The following is a 25,669-nucleotide window of genomic DNA, read 5'->3' on the forward strand; positions in this document are numbered from 1 at the left end:
GTTATTTGAAATCAATTTTGATACCGCCCGATATCGTAAGCGGTGCAGGCATTAAAGTACCATAGTCCGGATCAATTCCCTTCTTATTTGCCTTCCATATTATGCCAAGGTTATTTGCGTAAATATAAAACTGCCAGCTTTGGATTGGTAGGCGATTAAGCTGTTGGAGGCTTAAACTATAACTTAAGCGCATATCCTGTAACCTAATATGGTCGCCTTTTTCGACCAATATACTGGCATTCTTGTAGAATACGTTACGTGAACTATTTCCACCATACTTAAGTGAAGGAACATCGGTAAAATCTTCATCTCCCGGCTTTTGCCATCTTTGATGGTAATCGCTATGTCCTTGAAAATTTAAATTATAGAGTTTGTCATAGTCAATTGAGGTACGTCTGAAATAGTATCCTGCCTTCCATGTTAAATTAAATGAAAAGGATAAGCCACCCCATTCAATTGTATTTCTAAAACCACCAAACAATGTCGGATTGGCAGGACCGTTATAAACCAGATTGGAAAAATTTGTTGAGTTGACTATAGTTCTATAATCTCTTGAGGGTTCGCCATCCAATATGCCCTGCGGGTCTCCTGTATTATGATCAAGTCCACCCCATTGAAGGCTATAAATTGAATAAACAGGGCGACCTACCAAAGGATTCAGGAAGTCTGAATTTAGATAACTGCCTACTGAAGACATCTGAACAAGATATTTGGTGATCTCATCAATTGTTCGACTCAGAAGTAAAGAAGAATTCCACCTTAATTGCTTGTGGTTTATGTTCTGGAAATTGATAGAGACGTCAAATCCCTGACCTTTCATGTTGGCTGTATTGCCTCGAAACTGGGATACCCCTGTCGTTGGATCAAGCGGACTATTGCCGATGAGATCTTCCGATTTTCTCCAATAGTATTCTAAGCTACCAGTTATTTTTTCCTTGGAAATGGCAAAGTCAAGCCCCACATTGGTCATTTGAACCTTTTCCCAGCGAAGGGCTGGGTTTGGCGGATTTAAGATGCTTCCGCTAGGTGCATTGAAACTATTGAGTCCTTGAATCAGTACTGTGGTGAAAGCTGATACACTTCTGTCAACATTTCCATTATAGCCATGGGTTAATCGAAGACGAAAGTAAGGAAGCCAATTCTCCCATTTGTAAAATGACTCCTTGTTTACTTCCCAGCTAAATCCTGTGCTCCAAAGTGGAACTCCTTTTTGATTGGTCTTTACACCAAAAATGTTGGATTCGTCTTTCCGGGCACTTACGGATAGAGTATATCTTTGATTAAATGTGTAGGCTGCATTTGTAAAATAGGAAATGTATCGGTCAATTATTCTCCTGTTTTTATCATGATAAGGTATTAGTTGGTAGAATGAAGGATTTTGGAATTGAGGGAAAGACGTTGCATAGTCTACCGGTATGCTGGTTTGGCGTTCTGTATTGTATCCGTATTGCCGAGATGTGATTTCCTGGTTTGTGAGGCTTCTGACTTCCGCACCTCCGAAGACTGTGAGGGTGTGTGTATTATTCCAATTTTTGCTATAGTCTGCTTGAGCTCGGATATTATGCGCCTGATAGGAAGTATTAACTCTGTCCAATAGGGCGCCGAAAGGAACTGGATTAATGACAGTGTTCCCAGAAATTTGAGTGTATTGATTAATCAGATCACGGACATTATATGTTTCTTGGCTATAAAGGTATTGTTGCTCAATATAACCTCGATGATATTGATATAATAGATTTAATGTGAGACCTTTGGTTATTGTGCCTTTTAGTCCAACATTAATTCGGTAATCTGTACTGTTAGTTTTATTATCACTTTGTTGCAACTCATCTAAAGGCTTATAGTTCCAATCTAGTAATTTGCCACCACCTGCGGTATCCAAGTACGATTTTCGTAAATTTAAGTACACTGCATTAGGATTTCCTGATGCGTCTTTTAATTGTGTATATGGGATACTAAAGGCAGTATTTTGATTTGTAAACCGTGTGTCACTTGCGGCAAATATGATTCCAGTGGTTAGCTCTAATTTCTTTTTCCACCAAGCGTAGGTATTGTTTGCATTCAGTGTAATACGATTATACCGATTTCCCACTAAACTATTCAAGTTTCTGTCATACCCCGCTGAGAAATAATATTGGTTTTGTTCTCCGCCCCCGCTTGCGCTGATGGAATATTGTTGGTTGAGGCTATTGCGATATAAATATTTCTTTAGGTCGTTTCGCACGTCCTGATTTCGCAAGGCTTCTAATAAAGAAGTCGCCTTCGTGGAGGAGATCAATCCATCTCTTTCCTGGATCATGATCTCTACTGCTGGTGAAAGGGCTGGATGTGTTACATTATTTTCGAAATCTGCATAATAGCCACTGTCAAAAAGCATCCTTTCTAAATCGATGTAATCGCTTGAACTCATCAAGGGTTCATAGAACAAGTCTGGTTTGGCGCCAACAGTAACATTGGCATTGACAGACAACTTGACTGCTTGTTTGTATTTGCCCGTTTTTGTAGTGATAACTATAACACCATTGGCTGCAAAGGCTCCCCATATGGAGGCTGCTGACGCATCTTTTAGAACAGTAATACTTTCAATATCGTTGGGATTAATATTTGATGGATCCCCGGGATATGGAAAATTGTCAAGGATGATTAAAGGTTCAGGGGGGGCATAAATAGTGCTTCGGCCCCGAATACTGATAGTTGCCTTATTCAGTGCATTGCCCGGTAATACACCTGGATTGAACGAAACCCCGCTCGTCACCCCGTCCAATCGATCGAGAATATTCGTACTTACTTTATAGTTCAACAAGTTATTGTCAACCTTCGAAAATGACCCTGTCAGCTTTTCGATGGATTGTTTCTGGAAACCAGTCGAAACCACTACTTCCGACAATTCCTTCACAACTGCCGTCATCGTAAGGTACACTTCCTTCTTTCCGTGCACTTTTACAATTTCAGTATGGTAACTCACGCTGCTGACGATAACACTATCGAAAGCATCCATCATTAACTTGAATTGGCCATTTAGGTCGGAAGTAGTCTGCTGTTTGCCACTATACGCGATCACATTGGCATCCACAATCGGCTCTCCCTTCTTGTCCGTTACCCATCCCCGCACTTCCATCAGCGTCGACTTGTCATCTGGAGTTATTAATCGACGTGCCACACCCGGAGTTAACACCACCGAGGAGCCGATCATTTCATAACTATATGGCTGATTGTTGAAAAGTATGAGCAGTACCTTATCAAGTGGAGCCTTATTGACAGAAATACTTGCTCGTTTGTCCTGCACGCCCCAGGCATTGTTGAATACAAAGCTGTAGGTTGTTTGCTTCTGGATGGCTTTAAAAATTGCCGGAAGGGGAGTGTCCTCGAATGACAGTGTAATGAGTTGTTGCCTGGAAAGCGTTGTTTGTTGAGCCGATCCGCAGACGCTCAAGAGCAGGCAAGAAATGGTTAATAATAAAATACTGGTCCTATTCACTGAACACCCTGTTGTTTTGGTTTCTCAATCTCCGCTGTTTCGGCAACCATTCACATCCCCGCTACATCAGGTTTCGGTCTTTCAACAGGGATATAAAAATTAAAAACTGCGAACCTTTGAGCAAATATAAGCTCTAGGTTCGCAGTAGAAAAAGATTGCTGCATGTTTTGTACATGCAGCACAGGATGGCTTAATGATTAATGGGGAATCTGCTTATTCCAAATATTTTATGTGACCTTTCGGTTAACTTGCTGATTTATAATTATATCAATACGATTATCCTTTCTTTCTTCCTTAATTCAAAGACCAATCCTTGCTTGCGCAACACACCTTCTACTTCGTCTATGGATAGGGTTCTTTCAATTTGACCAGTTAGTGACAAATTGGGGATTTTTCCCTTAAACTCAACTGTAAGATCATACCAACGGGCAATATCCTGTAACACTTCCTCTATGTTTCCACTTAGTTCAATCTTATCTTTCTGCCAGGCAACTGCTTTCTCGCCATCCACTTCACGAACTTCCACTATCTGGCCCCGTTTGTTGACAATCGCCTCTTGGTTCGGTTTCAAAACCTTTTGAACAGCTGAAGGCGTAACCAGCTTTACTGAACCATGCAACAATGTTGTTCTAACAAGCGAAACATCGCTGTAGGCATTAATATTAAAACGCGTTCCTAAAACTTCAACCGTACCCCCATCACCAGCCGGTGTTTCAATCTTTACTTTGAAAGGTTTGCGAGGCATTGGGGCAACTTCAAAAAAAGCCTCACCGGTTAATGAAACATTTCTTTCATTACCGGCGAAGGCTATAGGAAAACGCAATGATGAAGCCGCATTTAAATGGACCACACTTCCATCAGGAAGTATAACCCGGTAATTACCACCTTTTTGAGTGGTAAGTGTATTGAAAAGAACTTTTGATCCGACGGCCGGGTGTTCACTGCCCCCGGTATAAACTATTTGTCCGTTGGATCTTGTAACAAGTACTTTTTCTTGTTGTATTTTATCCTGACCAGTGGACTTGTCCAATGCTACTGTACTTCCATCGATCAGGGTTAAACTCGCTTTTGAACTCCCGGGCACTATGCCAAAATTATCCTTACTGGCACCCTGTTTTGAGGTTACCGAATCCGCTTTACCCGGCTTTAAATACTGCCAACCAACTATCGATACTCCTAAGATCACCGCAGCGGCAGCCGCATATTTCCACCAGGAATTATTGCCGGACCGCAAAGGAACAACTGCTCCGGTCGAAGCTACCTGGTCCATCGATTTGGCCCAGATGGCCTCACTATTCACCTCATCAAATATCTTTAAGCGAACAGCGAGCGACTCATCGTTGACCAGTTCATTAAACAAAGAGCGATTCTCGTCAGCTTCTGACAACCAAAGCTCTAACTCGTTACTTTCCTCTTCGGTCAAAGTCTTCCCCCGATACTTCAATATCAGGGCTACTATTTTGTCGACTTTTTCCATAAGTAATAAGGTGGTAATTGAGTTTTGAGCCTATACCCGCCAGGTTTATCAGCGTGTACAACCATATAAACAACGAGTATGGGCTTTTTGACAAAAAGATTTTTCAGATTTTTTAAAAAAGGCCTGATGCAGGCTTTTGTTGCTGGTATTTTCAGCAGTTACAACATTGTATATATGTAGAAAAGAACAAATTAATAGGAGCAGTAGTAATTTCCCTTTTAGCAATTGAATAGCGCGTGCTTTCTGGTTCAGCACATTCCTGGTCGAGATGCCCAGCCGTTCCGCAGCTTCCTCCGTGCTCGCCCCTTCCAGATAGATCTGCTTGAAGACAGCCTTGCACTTTTTCGGCAATTGCTCAATATGCGGATATAGCTTCCTCAACAGTTCCGATTCCACCATCTTCCGGAAAAAATCTTCCTCATGATCGGCCAATATATACGATAGCTCGTTGTGTGATAGGTGCCGTCTTTTCTTCTGGGATACAAGGTTCAAACAGGCATTGCGGGTCGTCGTTACCAAAAAACCTTTGATATGTTCTTCGTTGCTGAACGAACTTCGTCCATGCCATAACTTAGTAAATGAATCCGAAACGATATCTTCCGCCTCTTCCCTTTCCAGCCCCATTTTGGTTGCCAGATAATAAAGCGACCGGTGGTGTTCATTAAACACCTTCCGGAATGCATCATGCTTCCCCTCCCGAAAGGAGAGCATCCAATAGGTATTATCCTGAAATTTCGGGGTCATCGCGTTCAGCGGTTAATAGCTCGTTTAATCTGTAAATAAATAAAATGACATACCCGACTGCCATTCCGGCACCGTAGTAAAAAGATAAGGCTCGTCTGTTCAGGGAAGAAATGATCACAAAAATCAAATCCCGGCAAAACAGTTCATTTGATAAGGGGAGAGGAGCTAATGAAGCTGGGAAACTGCCGGACTGCAACAGGACCACATATGCCTTATTATATGGTCCATCGCAAATGCAACATTACAAAATAAATGCTAAACGCCAACAGGGATAATGTTATACAAAAGTCACATTTTAACCCGTTGCGTACACCCCATCGGGTAGAGGTATAGCCGCAACCCGGGAAGTGGAGGTATATAGCCGAATTGTTATTTGATTTGAATCAAGTCTTTGGCCCCACTGGCTACCGATCTAACGACCCTCTCCGGCCGGCAGTTTGCATTAGCGAAATGCTATTAATTGAAAAGATATGCCGAACTTACCTACCTGTTTGCCAGAAATCGTGTGTCCAGGACCTTGTTCAACCATCATTACCAATCAATATGCAAGTTCCCCACCAAGTGCCAGCCCAGGGGGCGCACGCTAACGAAAAGCCTGCTACCCGTAATCTTCTCGGTATTTCCCTGATTGCAGCCCTCGCCGGGTTTATTTTTGGATTCGACACCGTCGTTATTTCAGGCGCCAACCTTCCTATTAAAGAGCTCTGGCATACCACTCCCTGGTTCCATGGGTTTTTCATAATGTCGATGGCTCTATGGGGCACCGTCGTCGGCGCAATGCTAGGTGGCATCCCCACCCAACGGTATGGCCGGAAGAAGGTTTTATTGTGGATCGGTATTCTCTTCAGCGTCTCGGCCCTCGGCTCGGCCCTCGCGCAAGATCCCTACACGTTCTCCTTTTTCCGTTTTATTGGCGGACTGGGTATCGGCGTGTCATCGGTTGCCGCACCCACCTATATTTCAGAAATATCCACCCCGGCTACCCGGGGACGGCTGGTGGCTATGTATCAGTTTAATATTGTATTCGGGATACTCATCGCTTTCCTTTCCAATTATTTTTTTGAAGGGATCGGAGGCGCCAATGATTGGCGATGGATGCTTGGCATAATGGCCCTGCCTTCGATCATTTACACCATCCTGGTAGTGACCATTCCTGAAAGTCCCCGTTGGCTCATCTCAGTAAAACGAGATGCGGCTGGCGCCAAATCTGTTCTGACTAAATTAGGCGTAACTAATCCCGATCAGGAAATAGCATCCATCAATTCCAGCCTGCAAAACGAATCGGCCGGAGGGCCTTCCGGATTCACAGCCAGAAAATACCGCACTATTTTCTGGCTTGCCTTTATGGTCGCCTTTTTCAACCAATGGTCCGGGATTAATTTTATCCTGTATTATGCTCCCGAAATTCTGGAAAGGGCCGGGCTGGCATCTAAAGAATCCTTGCTCAACTCCATTGCTATTGGAGGTACCAACCTCCTGTTCACATTTGTAGGCCTTTACCTGATCGATCGCCTTGGCCGAAAAACACTACTCGTCATTGGGTCAATCGGATACATTTTCAGTCTTGCAATGGTCGCCTGGTGCTTTTATGCAAATGCAGGCGCCGGCATGCTATTGGCCTTCCTGATGCTATTTATAGCCGCTCATGCAATTGGACAAGGAGCCGTGATATGGGTATTCATTGCCGAAATTTCTCCCAATAAAGTGAGAGCTACCGGACAAGCATTTGGCGCTAGCGTACACTGGGTGTTTGCAGCCATCATCACCCTGGTAACCCCCGTATTCCTCGATGAAAAAGATGGAATTTTCAGAAACCCCTGGCCAATCTTTGCCTTCTTTGCTTTCATGATGGTGTTACAACTCATCTGGGTTATAACAAAAGTGCCCGAAACAAAAGGCATCTCACTGGAAGACCTCGAAAAGAAATTGGTGAAATCCTGATCTTCCATTTCTACCACAATGCCTTTATATTGCGCTATCAACACCAAGTCACAAATAGTTATGATGAATTGTAATTCCCTGAAAAGGTCGGCCTTTGCTATTGCAATAGGTTCCTTTGCCTTTCTCTCCTGCAATGAAAAGAGAGCCAACCAGCTTTTGATTGAAAATTCAGCAATTGACCGTCCCGCCGAATTGATCGTATTGAAGCGTTCAGAACTCGAGTCGAAAGTTGACAGCCTCACCAATGGAAAATATGTGATCCTGCAAAATGAAGGTCGTCCGCTGGTTGTCCAATATGATGATCTCGACGGTGATGGCATTTGGGACGAGGCTGCTTTCCTGCTCTCTTTAAAAGCCGGCGAGCAAAAGATATTGGATGTTTCCGTGTCGGAAAACCCGGCAACGATCAAGGCAGCGGTCCTGGCTCATGTACGGCAAAGAAGGAAAAGCGCCGACAATACCTTTGGCGATGACCTCGCGAAAGACTCCGTTCCTGCAGGTCAGCCTGCTACCGATTTTAGTAAAGAACCTTTACCGCCTTTCCTTACTGAAGGCCCCGCCTGGGAAAACGATAAAGTAGGCTTCCGTCTTTATTTCGATGTACGTAACGGAAAAGATATCTGGGGGAAAACAACCAGCCGTATGGTGCTCGATGAAGTAGGGGTTGACACCACCAGTAATTATCATGCAAAGGCTGATTGGGGAATGGACATTCTTAAAGTAGGTAAGTCGCTGGGAGCAGGGGCGCTAGCCCTCCTCACGAAAGATGCGGCCGGCAAGGACACCCTCGTACGCCTCGGCGGCACCAGCATGGGCCCCATCATTTACCAGAAATTAGCCGATGGCCCCGTAAGAGCAAGATTCCGTCTCCAATACCCCTCCTGGAAAGCATTGGATAGTACTAAACCAATAACATTAACTGAAGAGATCAGTATCTGGGGCGGACAATACTTTTATGAAAGTAAAGTAGTTGTCTCCAATGCACCAACCGGTGGCAAACTTGTATCCGGAATCGTGAATATTCACAGCAAGGAATCGAAGCAATTCGATACCGCCGGATATCAGGTGTTATACACTTACGATGCCCAAAGCGAGAACAAAGACAATCTTGGCATGGCCCTGCTGGTCGATAAAAAGATATTCGACAGTTTTATCACTTCGCCCAACGCCAATACAGATGTACAAAATACCTATGGAGTGGCTTTCAAAGCAGGTCAGGAACCGGTTACCTTCCGCTTCTATGCTGGTTGGCAACCCAGTGATCCGCAATTTGCCAGTGATGTAACATTCAGGGAGTTTCTGACCAGGGAAACGCTGAGAAGCACCCCGGTAAAAGTTTCCTGGAAATAATGAAGAACCCAGCGTTCTTCACCAGCACCTAAACTTAATAAGCAGACTCCATCCGGCACAGCAAAGCTGCCTTGCTACCCGGATGGACCTGTTTGCATTGATCACATAAAAGCACACGCACACTACAAAATGAAGAGAACATTTGTAAGTGCCGTAATGGTGTTATCACTCTTATCGGCACACGCCAGGCAGCAAAATGGCAACAAGGAACAAAAGAAAACGACCATCGCAACAAGTACACTTCCCTCCGCCAACAAACTATGGTACACTACTCCTGCTGGCAACGTTTGGGAGAATGCCCTTCCAGTTGGCAATGGCCGGCTAGCCGCCATGGTGTATGGTAATGTTGAGCAAGACATCTTACAGTTAAACGAAAGCACGGTTTGGACAGGCAGCCCCAATCGCAACGACAATCCAGATGCCTTGAAGGCGCTTCCCGAAATCCGTAAACTGATCTTCGAAGGCAGGCAAAAAGAAGCTCAGGACCTGGCTCACAAAACTGTCGAAAGCAAAAAGTCACATGGTCAAATGTACCAGCCGGTAGGAAGCCTGTTGCTCGACTTTCCCGGCCATCGATCCTATTCCAATTACCGGAGGGAGCTTGACATCGAAAATGCTGTGGCTACCACAACATATAAAATTGGAAGTGTTCAATACACCCGCTCAGTATTTGTTTCGATTCCGGCCCAGCTAATGGTGGTACGGTTAACCGCCAGCAAGCAGGGAGGGTTATCATTTACGGCATCGTATTCCACGCCTCAAAAAAATGTCCGCAACCACGCCAACGCCCAGGAGCTTACCTTTGCAGGCACGACAGGTGCCCATGATGGAGTGCCTGGAAAAGTGCAGTTTCATGGGATCGTGAAAGTTGTTACCGATGGGGAAGTCAGTCCGGTAACCGATTCTGCAATTGCCATTTCGAAAGCTGGAACAGCAACGTTGTACATTTCTATCGCTACTAACTTTGTCAATTATAACGACCTGAGCGCTGATGCACAAAAACGCGCAACCGATTATCTGAAAAAGGGACTCAATCAATCATTTGCTCAGATCAGGGAAGCCCACATACGTGCCTACAGAAAATACTTCGACCGGGTTAGTATTGATCTTGGTACTTCCAGTGCAACAACGTTCCCGACCGATGTACGCCTTAAGCAATTTGCAGCGGGGAACGACCCCCAGCTGGCGGCCCTGTATTTTCAATATGGGCGGTACCTGCTCATTGCTTCCTCACAGCCAGGCGGTCAGCCAGCTAACCTGCAGGGTATTTGGAACGATAAAATGAGTCCGCCCTGGGACAGCAAGTATACCATCAACATAAACACCGAGATGAATTACTGGCCTGCAGAAAAAGACAACCTTTCTGAACTGCACGAGCCGCTCATCAGGATGGTACAGGAACTGTCAGCAACCGGTCGGGAAACAGCGCGCACCATGTATGGCGCCCGTGGATGGATGGCGCATCACAATACCGACCTGTGGCGTATAACCGGTCCTGTGGACAATATCTTTTGGGGTATCTGGAGCATGGGAGGTGCGTGGTTGAGCTTGCATAGCTGGGAGAAGTATTTGTACAATGGCGACACGAACTATCTTGCTACTGTGTACCCGGCGCTGAGGGAGGCCGCTCTCTTTTTCGTCGATTATCTTGTAGAAGATCCTAAGCGGAAATACCTCGTCATAAATCCCGGAACCTCGCCCGAAAACGCTCCATCTACAAGGCCGGGCGTTTCTTTCGATGCGGGCTGTACCATGGATAACCAGATAGTCTTCGACATGTTATCGGCAGCTATACAGGCTGCTGAAACATTAAAACGTGACGCTGCATTAGTGGATACATTCAAAACGGTTCGCCAGAAATTACCACCCATGCAGGTAGGAAAGCATGGGCAATTGCAGGAGTGGATCGATGATCTTGATAATCCCAACGACCATCACCGGCATATATCGCATTTATATGGCTTGTTCCCATCGCAGCAGATCTCTGCCTGGCGCACACCTGAACTATTCGATGCCGCACATACGACTCTTATACAACGGGGGGATATTTCCACTGGTTGGAGTATGGGTTGGAAGGTGAACTGGTGGGCGAGGCTACTCGACGGTAATCATGCTTATCAACTTATCCAGAATCAGCTGAGTCCGGTAGGCACATTCAAAGAGGGCGGTGGCACCTACAACAACCTTTTCGATGCACACCCACCATTTCAGATCGATGGAAATTTCGGCTGTACATCTGGCATCACTGAAATGCTGATGCAGAGTCACGACGGATTTATTCACTTGTTGCCTGCATTACCCGATGTATGGCCCAAAGGGTCCATCAAAGGGTTGCGGACAAGAGGTGGGTTTGAAATTGTGGAATTGAGCTGGCAAGATAATAAGATCACCAGGCTTTTGATCAAAAGTACGCTGGGTGGCAATTGCCGTATACGAGCAGCTATTCCTTTACACAGCAAGAATACTACTTTGCAACCCGCCGCCGGTGAAAACCCCAATCCGCTCTTCAATGTGCCGGCCGTGGCTGCACCGGTCATTGCTCCTAAGGTGGGAACTGCTTCTCCAACTGGCAGAAGTTTGCCGCAGACAATCCTTTATGACTTTCCAACCGTAGCGGGTAAAACATACGAACTGCTACCATAAACCACAAGGCTTCAGTGCAAGCACTTTGTAGAGTTGCACTGAAGCCTTTTATAAGACCTGTTGTGAGCGCCCGCCTTTGCGGAGAATGGCTATATTTCCCTGTCAAAAAAGCTATTTTCTGAACGCACGGCCCATCGCCATCGTATCATAGCAATCGCGGAAATGAACCAGTTTTCCTTCATCATTGAATTCGGAGGTCATTGCCCAGATGGAGGAAAAAAGTTTGCCGGTAGCTTTAACCTTACCCTTACAATAACCGGTGGATACAACCAGGTGCTCGTTCTCGAGAATATGTTCGCATACGAATTCAGTGTATTCCACTTCATTATTCATGCTGGTGAAGAACGATTTTACATCCTGCGGCCCATGATAAATGCCAGCATGCGGAATATCGGGCTCACCCATCACTTCCCAAATAACATCGTTGTGCAAACAGGAAATAATATAGGGAATATCTCCCCGGTTGAACGCGTCATACATCTTGTTAACGGTTTTACCATAACGAACCAGTGTTTCCATAAATGCAATTTTAGGTGGTGAAAAAATGCGTGGAAAACATCATAGCTGATAAGGGGAAATAACAATGAAGCAGGGATGCGGACTAGGGCCGGAAAAAAATGCGGGAAAGAAAAGATACGAAGATTTCAAGGTCATCCATACAAAGTCATATTTCTTTATTTCTGCACCCTCATGTCTTTTTGTAACCTTTTCTGGTAACCCTACGTCTAATACAATTGCTGATGGAGAAAAAGAGCCTGGAAACGTTGGTTCATCCGGCGATTTGTTCGGTATATCCGGACGGATTGTGCGAAATCGAACAGTGGATCGCAATTGATCCAAAAGTAGTCGTTTGATAATCAAATGTTCATATTCTGGCATAAAGCTGGTACAAGAACAGGAACCTTTTTCAACGTCGATCAAAGCCATTGTATAGCCATGCAGGAACAAGATCGTATCTGGACGCTGATCTGCCGACAACTGGCCGGCGAAGCCACCGTCCATGAAGTGGAAGAACTCAACCGGATGCTCCAGGAGGATCCGGAACTCACGTTCACGATGGATATGTTGCTCAATTACTGGCAACAACGGAAAGTGGAGGATGCGGAGGATTCTGTACAGGCCTTTGACCGCCTGAAGCAAAAGTTGGATGCCATCGAATCGGGCATTTCCAATGGAAATAGGCCAGTGGCCTTAAATCCACAACAACAGCCTGCCAATCAGCACGTATCCCGGCCACCGGCTATCCCTATCGCTCACCGGATTACCTGGAAGAAGAAGACCTCCCGTACCAGGAAACTGTTCGCAACGCTTGCCACCAGCAGCGGAGCCATCAACAATTACGTTAAATCCTCTTGTCGTACGCTTTTACGAAACAGGGCTTTTTCTGCCATCAATATTATTGGACTCGCTGTGGGCATGGCAGGGGCCATGCTTTTGCTTTTTTGGATACTGAACATCTTCACCTTTGACAATTTTCATACAAAACGCGAACGGATTTATCAGGTGTACAGCCGCGAAACACAGTCGGGTCAAACAGCTGTTTGGGGCTCAACCCCACACCCTGTTGGTCCTGCCCTCAAAGATGGCTGGCCACAGGTTGAGGAAGCGGTGAGGATGAACTGGGTGGGGGCGTTTGTATTGAAATATGGCGACAAGCAATTGCAAACCATGGGATTCCTTACCGATCCCGGTTTTCTTAATGTATTTGATTTTCCACTCCTTGCGGGAGACCGTCAAACAGCCCTGCAGAACAAACACTCAATTGTACTCACAGAAGAAACTGCTGCCAGACTCTTTGGAGACGAGCCTGCCGTCGGTAAAGTGATAAAGATTGACAGCAACGTCAACTTTACCGTCACCGCCGTGGTGAAGAATCCCCCAGGCAACAGCAGCATCGACTTTGATTATCTGGTGCCATGGAGTTACATGAAAGATCTTAAGTGGGAGAACAGCGAATGGGGCAGCAGTTCCATTACCACCTGCGTGTTGCTGAAGCCGGGCGTTACAGAATCTGCTGCTAATAAAATGCTGGCCAATGTGATCAAACAGCACGATCCCAAAGTAAAAACCGAAGTGTTTTTGCATCCCATGAGGAAATGGCAGTTGTGGAGTCGGTTCGATAATGGTAAGATCGTCGGCGGGGGAATCGAGATCGTACGTTTGATGGGCATTATCGCAGCTTTTATCTTGTTGATAGCTTGTATCAATTACATGAATATGAGTACAGCCCGCAGTGAAAAACGGGCGAAGGAAGTAGGTATCCGCAAAGTGGCCGGGGCAGCGAGGATATCACTTGTTTTCCAGTTCATCAGCGAATCGACAGTTATTGCTTTAATTGCTGGTGTGGCTGGCCTGATGATTGCACAATTGGCCCTGCCCTGGTTCAATACGCTGACCGGGCAGCAATTCGTTATTCCTTTTTCGAATATAGGGTTCTGGTTAGCAGCCCTTGGGTTTGTTGTCGTTACGGGCGTGCTTGCCGGAAGCTATCCTGCTTTCTATCTTTCGGCTTTCAGGCCTGTAAAAGTATTGAAGGGTACATTCCGGCTGGCGCATGCAATGGTAACACCCCGCAAAGTGCTGGTGGTGGTCCAGTTTACTTTTGCTATTATATTCATCATCTGTACAACGATCATCTACCGGCAGATCCTGCACATACAGAAGAGAGATATCGGGATTGATCTCGATAAACTAGCCTTTGTATACGTGAAAGGCGATATGTCCAAAAACTATGAACTCATCAAGCATGAGTTATTGACTAAAGGGCTGGCGAAGTCGGTAACGAGAACGAATTCTCCCATAACCGATATCTGGAGCAATACTGATCGCTATAGCTGGGAAGGTAAAGGAGCTGATCAACATGTCAATTTCATTCAATTCCTGGCCGATCAGGATTTCACACATACCATGAACCTAAAGGTAGTGGCTGGACGAGATCTCGACCTGAAACAATACCCCACCGATTCTACCGGTATGTTATTGACAGAACTGGCCGTGAAACGAATGGGCTTGAAACAACCGGTCGGCGCGATCATTAAAGACGAACAGTTTACCTGGCATGTGGTGGGAGTGGTGCGGGATTTTATTCCCGGATCCCCCGCGCAGCCCATTTCTCCGATCGTACTCCAGGGACCCAATAAAGATTGGTTTGGTGCAATAAGTTTCAGGTTGGCCGATGAAAACAAGAACACGATCGAAAGCGTGGAGAAAATATTTAGAAAGTATAACCCGGAATACCCATTTGAGATGCGCATGGCTTCCCGTGAGCACACTGAAAAATTCAGGGGTGAACGTAATACGGGGGAACTGGCAACAGTATTTGCGGGGTTAACTATCCTGATATCCTGTCTCGGGTTATTTGCCCTCGCTACTTATATGGCGGAAAGCCGCATTCGGGAAATAGGCGTACGGAAAGTGTTGGGTGCTTCGGTGTCTGCATTGGTGGCCTTGCTCTCTACGGGTTTCCTTAAACTCGTTTTTATAGCCTTCCTGGTGGCATCGCCCATCGCCTGGTGGATGATGCATAATTGGCTCGGCAATTTTGCCTACCGTATAGAGGTAGGATGGTGGGTATTCGGCATGACGGGCCTGATTTCCGTGCTCATCGCCGTTTGTACCGTGACTTACCAGGCGTTGAAAGCTGCCACGGCTAGTCCGGTGAAGGCTCTTCGGAATGAATAGATCAGCCAATAAATAAGCAATGAATGTATCTGGCAACGGGCCGGCCGCTAAGGTCGGCCCTTTTCTTTTTTAGGCTGGCAGGCCGGAGTTCTCTTTATTAATTGATCTCCGGAGGACCTTCTATCCCAGGGTTATCTTAGGGGCATTGTAGGGTATTGCCAGGAAAATAACCCAGCCTTGACCCTGAGATAACCCTAGGAAAACCCTAGGATGACCCTAAGATGACCCTAGGATGGTGGGTAATTCACCATACACTTTGACCCATACAAGACGAAATGGAAATTTTTGCCGAGGGGCCATTATTTTGTAATTTTTGAACAGGAAACCCTTTGGGGAAGTCCCCGGTTGGAGTAAATACAGGTGTTTCGAGGGGCATTCGTGACCTTTGCCAAAACCTTATGCCATAATTATTTATCTTATCTTTGGTCGCATCCTCCGGCTTTTTTATCAGTTTTATTGGTTTCCATCAATTTATAATTCACGTTTGATGAAGAATGGCAAAACTTGCTTCCTGATTGATGACGACATCGACGACCAGGAAATATTTGCACTGGTGTTGAAAAGTGTTAATCCGTCTATAGCCTGTGTTGTAGCCAATGACGGAATTGAAGCAGTTTCAAAGCTGACGAAAGAAGAGACCTTTAATCCCGATTATATTTTTCTGGATCTGAATATGCCAAGGATGGATGGCAAGGAATGTTTGCAGGAGATTAAAAAGATAGACCGGCTTAAGGAAACACCAGTGATTATATATTCCACCTCTTCCGAACAAAAGGACATCATAGAAACCCGCAACCTGGGCGCCAGCGATTACCTGGAGAAACAATCGAGCGTAGCAGAATTAAAGAAGAGGCTGGCACATTTTTTTAAATAACTGCATCTTGTTATGAATGATGATGCCAAAGCCCGTCCCGAATCAAACTCCCACCTAAAGCCGGCTATTGACGGCTATTATGAACAACTTTTCAGACTGTTGCCTGTTGCGCTGTATTCCTGCAATAAGGAGGGATTTATTACGGAATATAACGCTGCGGCGGTGGCTTTGTGGGGGAGGGAGCCCGTCATTGGCCGCGACCGCTGGATCGGATCCCTTGAAATATATAAGCTTGATGGTACCCGGCTGCAGCCCGAAGAAAGCCCGATGGCGCGGGCCATCACTACAGGCAGTGTCAATAATGTAGAAGAGATAGCCATCGTGAGAGCCGATGGCACCCGGCGGATCATCTTGTCCTCGCCCCGACTTATTTACGACAACGATGGGCACCTGGCTGGGGCGGTGAATATGCTCAATGATATTACCGAGCGCAAGTTGACCGAAGATAAAATGGCCCATCTGGCGGCTATTGTTGCCTCTTCGGACGACGCTATCGTTAGTAAAACGCTCGACGGTATTATCACCAGTTGGAACGATGCCGCAGAACGCATCCTCGGATACACCGCCGCCGAAGTAATTGGCAAGCCAATCACGATGTTGATACCTCCCGATCGTTTGCAGGAGGAGCCTCAGATCATCGACCGGTTGAAAAAAGGTGAAAGAGTTGACCATTTTGAAACCAAACGGATCACCAAACAGGGAAAGGTATTGGACGTTTCTTTGACGATTTCACCCGTCAAATCCAATGACGGACGAATAATTGGTGCCTCCAAGATCCTAAGGGACATCACCGAGCAAAAAGAAATCGCTCGCCTGATCAAAGAAGCGGAAGACCGGTTCAAAGTACAATTGGAACAGAAAGTGGAAGAACGTACTGGCGAACTTTTGGCCATAAACGAAGAATTAGGCAGGTCAAACCATGAACTGGAACAATATGCCTACATCGCGAGTCACGACTTACAAGAGCCGTTGCGTAAGATCCAGACCTTTGCCGACTTGTTGCGCAGCAACCTCGATGATCCCGACGCAGTCGAAGCCTACCTTGCTAAGATCAATACATCCGCCAGGCGCATGGCCAGCCTTATTAAAGACGTATTGAATTATTCAAAACTATCGAGAAGTGAGAATGTTTGGGGCGAGGTCGACCTGAACCTGGTGCTGCAGGACGTGAAAAACGATTTTGAATTATTGATCGAGCAAAAGTTGGCCATCGTATCTGTAAGCCAACTACCGTTGATCAGGGGCGACCAGCAACAGCTGCGGCAACTCTTCGGCAATCTGCTCAGTAATGCGCTTAAGTTTTGTGAAAATGCCCCCCGTATCGAGGTTCGGTGCACCAATAAAGAAATATTGCCCGATTCCATGGAATATACCCTGGCGCCCGGCACCTATGCAGTCATCACCTTCGGCGATAACGGTATTGGTTTTGATCAAAAATATGCCGACCAGATTTTTGTGGTTTTCAAAAGGCTCAACAACCGGCACTACTACAGTGGCACAGGCATTGGCCTGGCGCTTTGCAAAAAGATCGTAGAACGACATAAAGGATTTATCAGCGTACAAAGCAAACCGGGCGTGGGCACCAATTTCACGATCTTGTTCCCTGCACAAAGTACCCCGCAATAATTATCCCAATGGAAGATAATATAGTCATAACAGTGCCCTACAGAGAGGGTGAAAGGGAGATAACCTTGCGATGGCAGCCGATAGGCTACACCCATCGTTTCGTCGCCGATATCGATGGCGTTGAAGTTTATTTTGAGCCGGATGAGGAAAGGAACTATCGCGTGGTGCTGCCACCTGACACGGCTGACACCAAAGTGAAGATCAATGTAGAATTGATAGGATCAGTCGTTACTGTTTTGCAGGATAACCTTGGTTGAAAGGGCAATAGGGTACGGATTAACTGGTCATAGAATCTGGAACTTTACTTAACAGGATATAGGACTTGCGCAGGTAGGTGCGCCTGAAATCATTGACAGCCGTGGGTAAACAGAAAAGACTCCCGGCTGTAAAGTCAAGTACAGTTGATGTTCCCAACGATCCCCCATGGATGTGAATACTCTTCTGTACTAACCCAAACTGCGGAAGTCTTTCTGATTTCCCATTGTTCTCATCGCCTGTGCTAAAAAATTGCCGGCACCGAGGTGCTATAATATGATCTTGACTAACTTGTGATTGTCCTGGCTGTTACCGTACGGAGCAACGGTACACTTTCAAGGATTAAAGAAAAGGACGTAAAAAGGAAAGAGTTTCAAGCGTATTATGCCGCTTGTCTGCTACAAATGTATAATAGTTTATTACTCATAATTAGGTCTCAAAACTTTTCTATCCTTATTTAAAGCTTTTTCGATAGGGTAAACCATTAGCTGATAGTCCATTATTTCCACAAATGGCGCCTGTATTTCAAGATATTGCTCACTGTTAGCTAATTTCTGCCCACTCAAATAGATGCTGGAGCGGCTAAATAGTAGAAAAATAACTATAGAAATATCATAATATTTTGAGTCATAAATATGGATATTTCCAAGTAAAACCTTCCTGTATTCTCTATTTTTGGACTGCATTATCAACGAAGCATGCCTAACATTCTTATCATTGACGATCATTCAATTATCAGGGTTGGTATCACATTTCTGATCCGCCAGGAGCTGCCATCCGCTCTTATTGATGAGGCAAAAAGCGGTGAAGCGGCCATTCTCCTGCTTAAGAAAAGGACCTACGACCTGATCATGCTCGACGTCAATATTCCTGGTACAGATACCGTCGATTTTATCAATTATATTCTTATTGCCTGGCCGGCAGTCAACATCCTCGTCTTTACCATGAATCCGGAAGAATGGCATGGCAGGCGTTTCCTAAAAATGGGTGTGAAAGGTTTTCTCAATAAGGAATCTTCGGAAGAAGAGATCAAAAAGGCTATCTGGACAGTCATGAGGGGGCACCGGTATATCAGTCCTGCCCTTGCCCAGATCATTTCCATTGATGCCCTCGAAAAAAAGAAAGAAAACCCATTCGACGAGCTGAGTAATCGCGAATTCGACGTGGCCATGCGCCTTTCGCGTGGCGATTCTATATCATCTATTGCCGAATCGCTCAACCTCCATTCCTCTACAGTAGGTACACACAAGGCCCATATTTTCGAAAAGCTGGGCGTGCAAAACATCATCCAGCTTGCCGACCTTGCCCGTCTATACGATGCCAACGCTCCCGGAGCTCGCTTGTAACGAGTTCCTATCGGAGGCGCCAAAAAAGAAGCCGCTCCTTGTAGCGGGAGCGGCTTCGATGCATTATTCTATAGTAAAATCTTGGTAATCAATTATACCCGGGATTTTGCACGATAGCATAGTACCACTGCAGATAACCCGCCGGAATCGGCAGAAAACGCTGGTGTGCATTGAGACCGAGCGGACCCAGCACAGCCGAAGTCTTACTCCATCGAGCCAGAGCCGCCAGGCGAACTCCTTCCCGCCCCATCTCACGGCTCCACTCACCTTGGAGTATTTCTCGCAGAACCACGGGGTCGCTACTGGTAATAACACCCAATCCCGATCGCGAACGTACCTGGTTTAATTTCAACCTTGCCTGCTCAAACCTTCCCAATGCAATACCGGCTTCCGCATAGATCAGCAGCATCTCGGTAAGTCTCAACTCGGGTAAAATATTCCCACGGTTAAAAGTGACCTTCACTTCATCGCCCAGGTCGTCTTTTGTACTCCAAATCACTTCCGGACTATTGTTTTGCGTTAAAGCGGTAGAGCCAGTTCCCAGGTTAAAGCCGTAGTTATCGATAACTGCCGTGGCCTGATCGAATGCTTTCTGATAGGCCCCCTGCTGCAGGTACAGTCGCGCCAGTAGCGCATCGCAGGCAGCCAAAGACATTTTGCTGCGGTGAGTGTGGAGTCCGCCGTATTTTAGGTCGGGTTTGCCAAACAGGAGCCACGTCTCAATAAAACCAAAGGTCTCTGTTTGGTTCATGCGGGTGCTGTAATAGGGAATGGAGATCCATTCGTGGTTGGGCAAAGAACCAAAATAATTGGTTAGCTGCAGGCACACGGCACCCTTTAACGCTTTGGCCTGGCCCGTAATGACTTTCTTCTCTGTCACTGTTAAATCGCTCACCAGTTCGGTATTGGCAATAATATTGCCCATGGCAGAAACGAGCGCCCAGCCATCGGTCCAAAATTTGGTGACCGCCTGGTTGGCGGCCGTCGTTTGGTAAGTATTGATCGCACACCAGGAACCGGCGAGCGATGTGCAATCATATTCATCGGTATAAACCGCGTCCAGCACAGCCTGAAATTCGTGCCAGGCTGCCATTTTCGTGTAAGCGAGGTTGAGGGCCGCATTGATTGCCGCGCCATCGGCAAGGCGGGCATACTGCCTGTTGTCGATAGCCCCCATCATTACCTTAACGGCCACGTTCTTATTTTGATCGAACTTGACCTTCACGGCAGGGAAAGATTCCCGGTCATTGAAGTCGATCTTACCATCGCTATTGAGGTCTTTAAATCGGAAATTACCTGCAGCACCATTAAGGGGGCTGGGCGATTCTGATGGGCCGGGAGCAGCCTGCCACAGGCTATCGGCTGTAAAACCGCCTACGCCTGCCTGATAAAAAAGCACGTTGGATATCTTGCCGTACATATAGTCCTGCTCGGCTACTATATAATACTCACCAGCATTAATATGCGGAAACACCACGCGACCGTCGGCATTGGTGTTGGCAACCGCCGCAGGCGCACCGGGATAATCACTGGCAGATCTGAACAAGGAAACTTTGGCCCCCGCAGCTGCCACGCCGTAAGGCTGAGTCGTCGACCAACGGGTGGCGTTGAACACTTCAACACCCAGGGAGGCAGGCGGGCGATCATCGGGGCCGGGGTCCGGATTGTTATTTACTTTGCCTTTTTTACACGCGACCAGGGAGGTCAGCAATGCTAAGTACAGGATTGGTTTTTTCATTATACGGTTTTGATACTTTGTAAGTTGAATGCATTAACCACCTTTTTGAGAAAATAGTTGCACGTAGTCGATAATTTTCAGGAAATCCAAGTCATGTATGATGGAAATATTCATGATGACTTGCTGCGATATTTGTACTTTCACGCCACAGGACCGCGTTCTACGTTTGCATGCATGAGGAATACACATACCGGCTATTTCAACAGGCCTTCAATGAACACTATGAGGCTTTGTGCAAGTATGCCTTTACACTGGTAAAGGATCGGGAAGCGTGTGAGGATATCGTGCAGGAAACCTTTCTGCGCGTGTGGGAGAAGAAAAAGGAACTCATCGGTACCGATGGGCTGAACTTCTATATGTTCCGGGCTGTACGTAATAACTGCTTAAGTTACCTGGAACAACGACAAAAGCATGCGGTCAGTGAATTGAGAAGCGTGGATCTGGCCGATGCTCCTGGCGAAACCAATCGGGAAAAGGAGAGCGGTAAAGACTACCAGACATTACTCAATGAAGCGATCGAAAACCTGCCGCCCAAATGCCGGGAGGTATTCGTTCTGAGCCGTGTGAGTGATCTATCCTACCAGCAGATCAGCGATACACTGGATATCTCTGTGAAAACGGTAGAGAACCATATGGGCAAGGCTTTACGAATATTGCGGTCCTTCGTCCGTAGTAAACAGGTCTGCCTGGCCCCCCTTGTTTTGTTAACCTTTTATTGATGGAATAGGGGTTTATCTGTTTTTTAAGTTATATATGAATACGTGCATCCAATGACCTCAGAAGATCATAAAATGGAACTCATTGCCAAAGTGCTTAGCGGCCGGGCCTCGGCTGCCGAGCAGGAGCAATTGCAACAATGGCTGGCAGACCCCGCCCACCGGGAGGAGTATGAAGAATTGGCCATTATCTGGCAGGAGAGTCTCCGCCTCACAGCCTCACAATCATTTGATAAAGAGGCTGGTTGGGCCAAATTGGCCGCCAAAGTGAATCAGTCGGAGATCGCACAGGAAGATGCCGGAACGATCACCACAATTACCGCCTCCAGCCCAACGATCGTCATGCAGCCCCTCGTGGATAACGAACCGATGCTGCAACCAGATAACCGTACTATACAAAGCCGGGATACTTCTGCCATCCAACGGCTAAAATGGCCGTTGGCTATTGCTGCTGCTGTGATGATTGCCGCTTTGCTTGGCTGGATACTCTGGAGCCGAACCACTAACGGGCCCTGGCAGGAAACGGTGGCAGCCAGCAATACTTCCATTCGCCTGTCCGATGGCACGATGGTTAGGCTCCGGAAGGGAGCATCTTTACAATACCGGGATAACTTCGACGGAGCCGAACGACATGTAAAGTTGTCGGGCGAGGCATTCTTTGACGTGCACCACGATGAAGCCCATCCATTCGTCATTACAACCGGCCAGGCCGCCATTAAAGTATTGGGTACCTCATTTCTCGTGAATACCTCCGATCGTAAAGATGAAGTGATTGTAGTGACTGGCCGGGTAAGGATTGCCAGCATAAGCAATACAGGCAACCGCGTCGAGATCGGTGCAGGGCAACGTGCCTTACTTCAGCAGGAAGAATTTGTTCAAACACCCGTAACAGATTCCAATTTCATCGCCTGGAATACCGGTTTGATCGAGTTCAGGGACAAACCCCTGGAACAAGCGCTGGAAGACCTGTCAAACCTTTATGTAATACCTATTGAGCTTGATACCCATAACATTGTACCCGACTCCCTCGTCATTACGGCCCGGTTTAATAACCTCAGCCTCGAGCAGGCCCTCGGAGAGGTAGCGCTCATCACCGGGCTAAGCATGAAAAAAGAAAACAGTAAAATCCTTTTTTATATGAAATAAATAGTTCCTTTGTCGGGCCCGCAGGGCGCCCCAACCATCAACTAGCACAGGAAAGGAACTTTGGTATGAAAAGAGCACTTGGCTTAATGGCCTTGTTTTGCTGGTCTATTTTTATTGCGCAAGCGCAAAAACTGTCATTTGCATCCAGGCCCTATTCACCTCCTTTTCACAAAGCTTCTGTAAAAGATTTCCTCGATCAGCTCAATGCCAGCGGACAACTCTTCGTAGAATATTCCTCCAACCATCTCGATACCGGTAAAATTATTATCCTGCAAGGTGCTCCGTCAACATTAGGAGCCGTACTACAACAGGTATTGAGCGGACAAAAAGTAAGCTTGTTGGAAAGGAACAATAAAATAATCCTTGTACCAGCAGCAACGCCGCTGCCCGACGATTTTCTGCTTTCCTACTTTGCGGTTTTCGGATTGATAAAAGAAGAAGTAAGTGGTGAACCGCTTGCCGACGCCACCATCTGGCAGCCTGCACTGCAAAAAGGAGCGCTCTCCAACACCTATGGTCACTATACCTTATTGCTGCCGGCTGGCCGCCAAACGCTTTTCGTTTCCTATGCAGGCTACCATCCACGACGCCTCGATTTTGACCTGCATGAAAATACCCGTTTCGACCTAACCCTCGAACCGAGGACCGAAATATCAGAAGTGACAGTTACTGCCGACGGAAAGAACAGCCGCAAAGGAGATAACCTGGTAGGATTAACTGAAAACGTACAGGATATGTTCCTGGGAGAACCAGATGTAATCCGTTCACTGTACCTGCAGCCCGGTGTTAAGAATACGCCCGAAATCACCAATGGGCTCCTCGTGCGTGGTGGCAGCCCCGACCAGAATGTATTCCTGCTCGATGGTAACAAAATTTTTAATCCAACACACCTCCTCGGTACCCTGTTTATCATCAATCGTACATCCGTAAAATCACTGCATCTTTACAAAAACAATTTCCCTTCGCAATACGGTGGAGGACTATCGTCGGTGATCGATGTGATCACCAAAGACGGCAATATGAAGCAGTGGAAAGGCGAAGCGAATGCGGGCGTGCTGGCAGGTTCCGTCACCCTGGAAGGACCTGTAAAAAAAGATAAATCGGCAATCATAGTGTCTTTCCGGCATAGCTGGATCAATCCCATGTTGCGGGCGATGAATGCCGGTATCAGTGTAAACTTTTATGACCTCCATGCCAAGTTTACACAATGGGTCGGTAAGAAGGATAAATTGACGGTGGATGTTTATGCCGGGCAGGATGAGCTTACCCTTCACCGTGATTATACCAACAACCTCCAAAGCTGGGGCAACAGAACGGCATCCCTCGCCTGGAACAGGTTATTGGGCCCCAAGGCCTTCCTTTCATCCTCCGTCAACTACAGCCGTTACCAGAATATTGCAGGTTTCCGGTATAACCTTTATGACAGTACCGGGGCCTCTATGCAGAATCGGGTATACAATACTTATTCTTCCATTCAACAGGTCAATGGCCAGACCAAACTTGAATTTACTGCTACCAACAATTGGAGGGTGGTTACCGGCTTCAAAGCCAACTTCACCAAAGTGAGGCCCTTCGACTCCAATATCGCCACCGACTTCTTTGATAAACCGGAAGACTTCTCCGACTTCCCGCCAATAGCATTTCGTGAACTGGTGTATTACCTCGAACACGAGATCAGGCCCGGTAAAAGACTTTTTATACGCCCGGGGATTCACCTGTCGCACTTTACCAACAACGGTTATTCGTATACCTCCTGGCAGCCGCGATTCTATGGCAGCTACAGGCTGGGTAAGCAACATCAACTCAACCTGGCGTACAGCCACATGACACAATACCTGCATCTCGTTACCAATCCATACCTTGGCATCAACGGCGACGCCTGGGTGCCCAGTACCAAAATGCTGAGCCCGGAAGAGTGCGATATGATCAACCTGGGTTACACATACCGGGGCAGGAAAAAGCTGGTCGTCACGGGCGAGGTTTACTACAAACAGCTCCGAAATGTTACCAACTATGTTGAAGGGAAGAACCTTTTCCTGAATACGGCCGATTGGGAGCAGAACGTACAGTCGGGCAAGGGCTGGTGTTATGGGTTGGAAGTGAAACTGGAGAAAACAGCTCCCAGGTGGTACCTGCAGGCGGGTTATACCTTATCGTGGAACTGGCGCAGGTTTGCCGGTATCAACAACGACGAAAAATTTCCTTTTAAATACGACCGGAGGCATTCACTCAATGCTGGTGTCACTTATCGGCACAACAACCATTGGAACTTCTCTACCCTCTGGACATTTTCAACCGGCAATGTGTTCACCATGCCCGATCGGGGTTATCCCGATTTCGATGATGCACAGCAGATATTCAATCCTTTGTCGCCCAAAGAATACCGGTTGATCTACCACTCGTCGATGGTGAACCAGTATCGTACGCTTCCTTATCACCGTCTCGATGTAGCTACAACCTTTACCATGCAGCACACTGCCAGGCTGGTGTCGCGCATCTCGGCCGGTATATACAATGTATATGGATCACCCAACCAGTATGTTTACGATCTCGAAGGAACCTTCGGAAAACGCTCGCTGGTAGTAACCACCAAATACCAGTTCTTTAAAATAACCCCCTATATATCTTATACGTTTGCTTTTTAAAATATGAAA

17 protein-coding genes are annotated in these 25,669 nt (G+C 46.6%); 11 read left to right on the forward strand and 6 right to left on the reverse strand.

The features are described from left to right. Position 1: 1 nt before the first annotated feature. The 3 genes from P2H89_RS14250 to P2H89_RS14260 all read right to left on the reverse strand — a co-directional run bounded on the left by P2H89_RS14250 (position 2) and on the right by P2H89_RS14260 (position 5,699). On the reverse strand, positions 2–3,478 hold the full coding sequence (locus P2H89_RS14250; protein WP_275827876.1) for a SusC/RagA family TonB-linked outer membrane protein: 3,477 nt from the start codon (positions 3,476–3,478) through the stop codon (positions 2–4). Between the two features lie 262 nt (positions 3,479–3,740). Beyond that, positions 3,741–4,955, reverse strand: a complete 1,215-nt coding sequence (locus P2H89_RS14255; protein WP_275827878.1) for a FecR family protein — start codon at positions 4,953–4,955, stop codon at positions 3,741–3,743. Positions 4,956–5,003: 48 nt separating this feature from the next. Then, positions 5,004–5,699 carry a sigma-70 family RNA polymerase sigma factor gene (locus tag P2H89_RS14260; RefSeq protein ID WP_275827880.1) on the reverse strand — a complete coding sequence of 232 codons (696 nt, stop codon included), beginning with the start codon at positions 5,697–5,699 and terminating at the stop codon, positions 5,004–5,006. Between the two features lie 543 nt (positions 5,700–6,242). On the opposite strand from P2H89_RS14260, the gene P2H89_RS14265 reads away from it, so the two are divergent. The 3 genes from P2H89_RS14265 to P2H89_RS14275 all read left to right on the forward strand — a co-directional run bounded on the left by P2H89_RS14265 (position 6,243) and on the right by P2H89_RS14275 (position 11,633). Then, the gene (locus tag P2H89_RS14265) at positions 6,243–7,640 is read left to right on the forward strand and encodes a sugar porter family MFS transporter (RefSeq protein ID WP_275827882.1); all 1,398 of its coding nucleotides are present in this window, start codon (positions 6,243–6,245) and stop codon (positions 7,638–7,640) included. A gap of 60 nt (positions 7,641–7,700) precedes the next feature. Next, complete coding sequence (locus tag P2H89_RS14270) at positions 7,701–8,990, forward strand: DUF4861 domain-containing protein (RefSeq protein ID WP_275827884.1); 1,290 nt, start codon at positions 7,701–7,703, stop codon at positions 8,988–8,990. A gap of 129 nt (positions 8,991–9,119) precedes the next feature. Further along, positions 9,120–11,633, forward strand: a complete 2,514-nt coding sequence (locus P2H89_RS14275) for a glycoside hydrolase family 95 protein (RefSeq protein ID WP_275827886.1) — start codon at positions 9,120–9,122, stop codon at positions 11,631–11,633. A 111-nt stretch (positions 11,634–11,744) separates the two neighbouring features. Here P2H89_RS14275 and P2H89_RS14280 read toward each other — a convergent pair whose 3' ends face one another. After that, positions 11,745–12,152: a nuclear transport factor 2 family protein gene (locus tag P2H89_RS14280; RefSeq protein ID WP_275827888.1), complete on the reverse strand. Its 408-nt coding sequence runs from the start codon at positions 12,150–12,152 to the stop codon at positions 11,745–11,747. Between the two features lie 39 nt (positions 12,153–12,191). Further along, entirely contained in the window at positions 12,192–12,554 is a 363-nt protein-coding gene (locus P2H89_RS14285) for a hypothetical protein (protein ID WP_275827890.1), read from the reverse strand. 15 nt (positions 12,555–12,569) lie between these two features. Here P2H89_RS14285 and P2H89_RS14290 point away from each other — a divergent pair, with 15 nt between their 5' ends. The 5 genes from P2H89_RS14290 to P2H89_RS14310 all read left to right on the forward strand — a co-directional run bounded on the left by P2H89_RS14290 (position 12,570) and on the right by P2H89_RS14310 (position 19,415). Further along, complete coding sequence (locus P2H89_RS14290; protein WP_275827892.1) at positions 12,570–15,314, forward strand: ABC transporter permease; 2,745 nt, start codon at positions 12,570–12,572, stop codon at positions 15,312–15,314. A gap of 487 nt (positions 15,315–15,801) precedes the next feature. Further along, a complete protein-coding gene (locus tag P2H89_RS14295) occupies positions 15,802–16,188 on the forward strand; it encodes a response regulator (RefSeq protein ID WP_275827893.1) in 387 nt (128 codons plus the stop codon). A 12-nt stretch (positions 16,189–16,200) separates the two neighbouring features. Next, the gene (locus P2H89_RS14300) at positions 16,201–17,814 is read left to right on the forward strand and encodes a PAS domain S-box protein (protein WP_275827895.1); all 1,614 of its coding nucleotides are present in this window, start codon (positions 16,201–16,203) and stop codon (positions 17,812–17,814) included. A gap of 8 nt (positions 17,815–17,822) precedes the next feature. Beyond that, positions 17,823–18,071 carry a hypothetical protein gene (locus tag P2H89_RS14305; RefSeq protein WP_275827897.1) on the forward strand — a complete coding sequence of 83 codons (249 nt, stop codon included), beginning with the start codon at positions 17,823–17,825 and terminating at the stop codon, positions 18,069–18,071. 696 nt (positions 18,072–18,767) lie between these two features. Continuing rightward, positions 18,768–19,415 carry a response regulator transcription factor gene (locus tag P2H89_RS14310; RefSeq protein WP_275827900.1) on the forward strand — a complete coding sequence of 216 codons (648 nt, stop codon included), beginning with the start codon at positions 18,768–18,770 and terminating at the stop codon, positions 19,413–19,415. An 88-nt stretch (positions 19,416–19,503) separates the two neighbouring features. Here the strand turns inward: P2H89_RS14310 and P2H89_RS14315 are convergent, their stop codons facing one another. After that, the gene (locus P2H89_RS14315; RefSeq protein ID WP_275827902.1) at positions 19,504–21,153 is read right to left on the reverse strand and encodes a RagB/SusD family nutrient uptake outer membrane protein; all 1,650 of its coding nucleotides are present in this window, start codon (positions 21,151–21,153) and stop codon (positions 19,504–19,506) included. Positions 21,154–21,323: 170 nt separating this feature from the next. Between P2H89_RS14315 and P2H89_RS14320 the strand changes: the two genes are divergently transcribed. The 3 genes from P2H89_RS14320 to P2H89_RS14330 all read left to right on the forward strand — a co-directional run bounded on the left by P2H89_RS14320 (position 21,324) and on the right by P2H89_RS14330 (position 25,660). Further along, positions 21,324–21,872 (forward strand): RNA polymerase sigma-70 factor, encoded by a 549-nt coding sequence (locus P2H89_RS14320; RefSeq protein WP_275827904.1) that lies wholly within the window; start codon positions 21,324–21,326, stop codon positions 21,870–21,872. A gap of 51 nt (positions 21,873–21,923) precedes the next feature. Then, the gene (locus P2H89_RS14325) at positions 21,924–23,015 is read left to right on the forward strand and encodes a FecR family protein (protein ID WP_275827906.1); all 1,092 of its coding nucleotides are present in this window, start codon (positions 21,924–21,926) and stop codon (positions 23,013–23,015) included. Positions 23,016–23,080: 65 nt separating this feature from the next. After that, positions 23,081–25,660, forward strand: coding sequence for a carboxypeptidase-like regulatory domain-containing protein (locus tag P2H89_RS14330; RefSeq protein ID WP_275827908.1), 2,580 nt, complete (start codon positions 23,081–23,083; stop codon positions 25,658–25,660). Positions 25,661–25,669: the final 9 nt, after the last annotated feature.

This window comes from Paraflavitalea sp. CAU 1676 (assembly GCF_029223285.1).
GTDB lineage: Bacteria > Bacteroidota > Bacteroidia > Chitinophagales > Chitinophagaceae > Paraflavitalea.

Excerpts from the sequence above, each read along its gene's own strand:
- P2H89_RS14255 (WP_275827878.1), bottom strand. The coding sequence starts at position 4,955 with ATGGAAAAAGTCGACAAAATAGTAGCCCTGATATTGAAGTATCGGGGG.
- P2H89_RS14260 (WP_275827880.1), bottom strand. The coding sequence starts at position 5,699 with ATGACCCCGAAATTTCAGGATAATACCTATTGGATGCTCTCCTTTCGG.
- P2H89_RS14265 (WP_275827882.1), top strand. The coding sequence starts at position 6,243 with ATGCAAGTTCCCCACCAAGTGCCAGCCCAGGGGGCGCACGCTAACGAA.
- P2H89_RS14270 (WP_275827884.1), top strand. The coding sequence starts at position 7,701 with ATGATGAATTGTAATTCCCTGAAAAGGTCGGCCTTTGCTATTGCAATA.
- P2H89_RS14275 (WP_275827886.1), top strand. The coding sequence starts at position 9,120 with ATGAAGAGAACATTTGTAAGTGCCGTAATGGTGTTATCACTCTTATCG.
- P2H89_RS14280 (WP_275827888.1), bottom strand. The coding sequence starts at position 12,152 with ATGGAAACACTGGTTCGTTATGGTAAAACCGTTAACAAGATGTATGAC.
- P2H89_RS14290 (WP_275827892.1), top strand. The coding sequence starts at position 12,570 with ATGCAGGAACAAGATCGTATCTGGACGCTGATCTGCCGACAACTGGCC.
- P2H89_RS14295 (WP_275827893.1), top strand. The coding sequence starts at position 15,802 with ATGAAGAATGGCAAAACTTGCTTCCTGATTGATGACGACATCGACGAC.
- P2H89_RS14300 (WP_275827895.1), top strand. The coding sequence starts at position 16,201 with ATGAATGATGATGCCAAAGCCCGTCCCGAATCAAACTCCCACCTAAAG.
- P2H89_RS14305 (WP_275827897.1), top strand. The coding sequence starts at position 17,823 with ATGGAAGATAATATAGTCATAACAGTGCCCTACAGAGAGGGTGAAAGG.
- P2H89_RS14310 (WP_275827900.1), top strand. The coding sequence starts at position 18,768 with ATGCCTAACATTCTTATCATTGACGATCATTCAATTATCAGGGTTGGT.
- P2H89_RS14315 (WP_275827902.1), bottom strand. The coding sequence starts at position 21,153 with ATGAAAAAACCAATCCTGTACTTAGCATTGCTGACCTCCCTGGTCGCG.
- P2H89_RS14320 (WP_275827904.1), top strand. The coding sequence starts at position 21,324 with ATGCATGAGGAATACACATACCGGCTATTTCAACAGGCCTTCAATGAA.
- P2H89_RS14325 (WP_275827906.1), top strand. The coding sequence starts at position 21,924 with ATGACCTCAGAAGATCATAAAATGGAACTCATTGCCAAAGTGCTTAGC.
- P2H89_RS14330 (WP_275827908.1), top strand. The coding sequence starts at position 23,081 with ATGAAAAGAGCACTTGGCTTAATGGCCTTGTTTTGCTGGTCTATTTTT.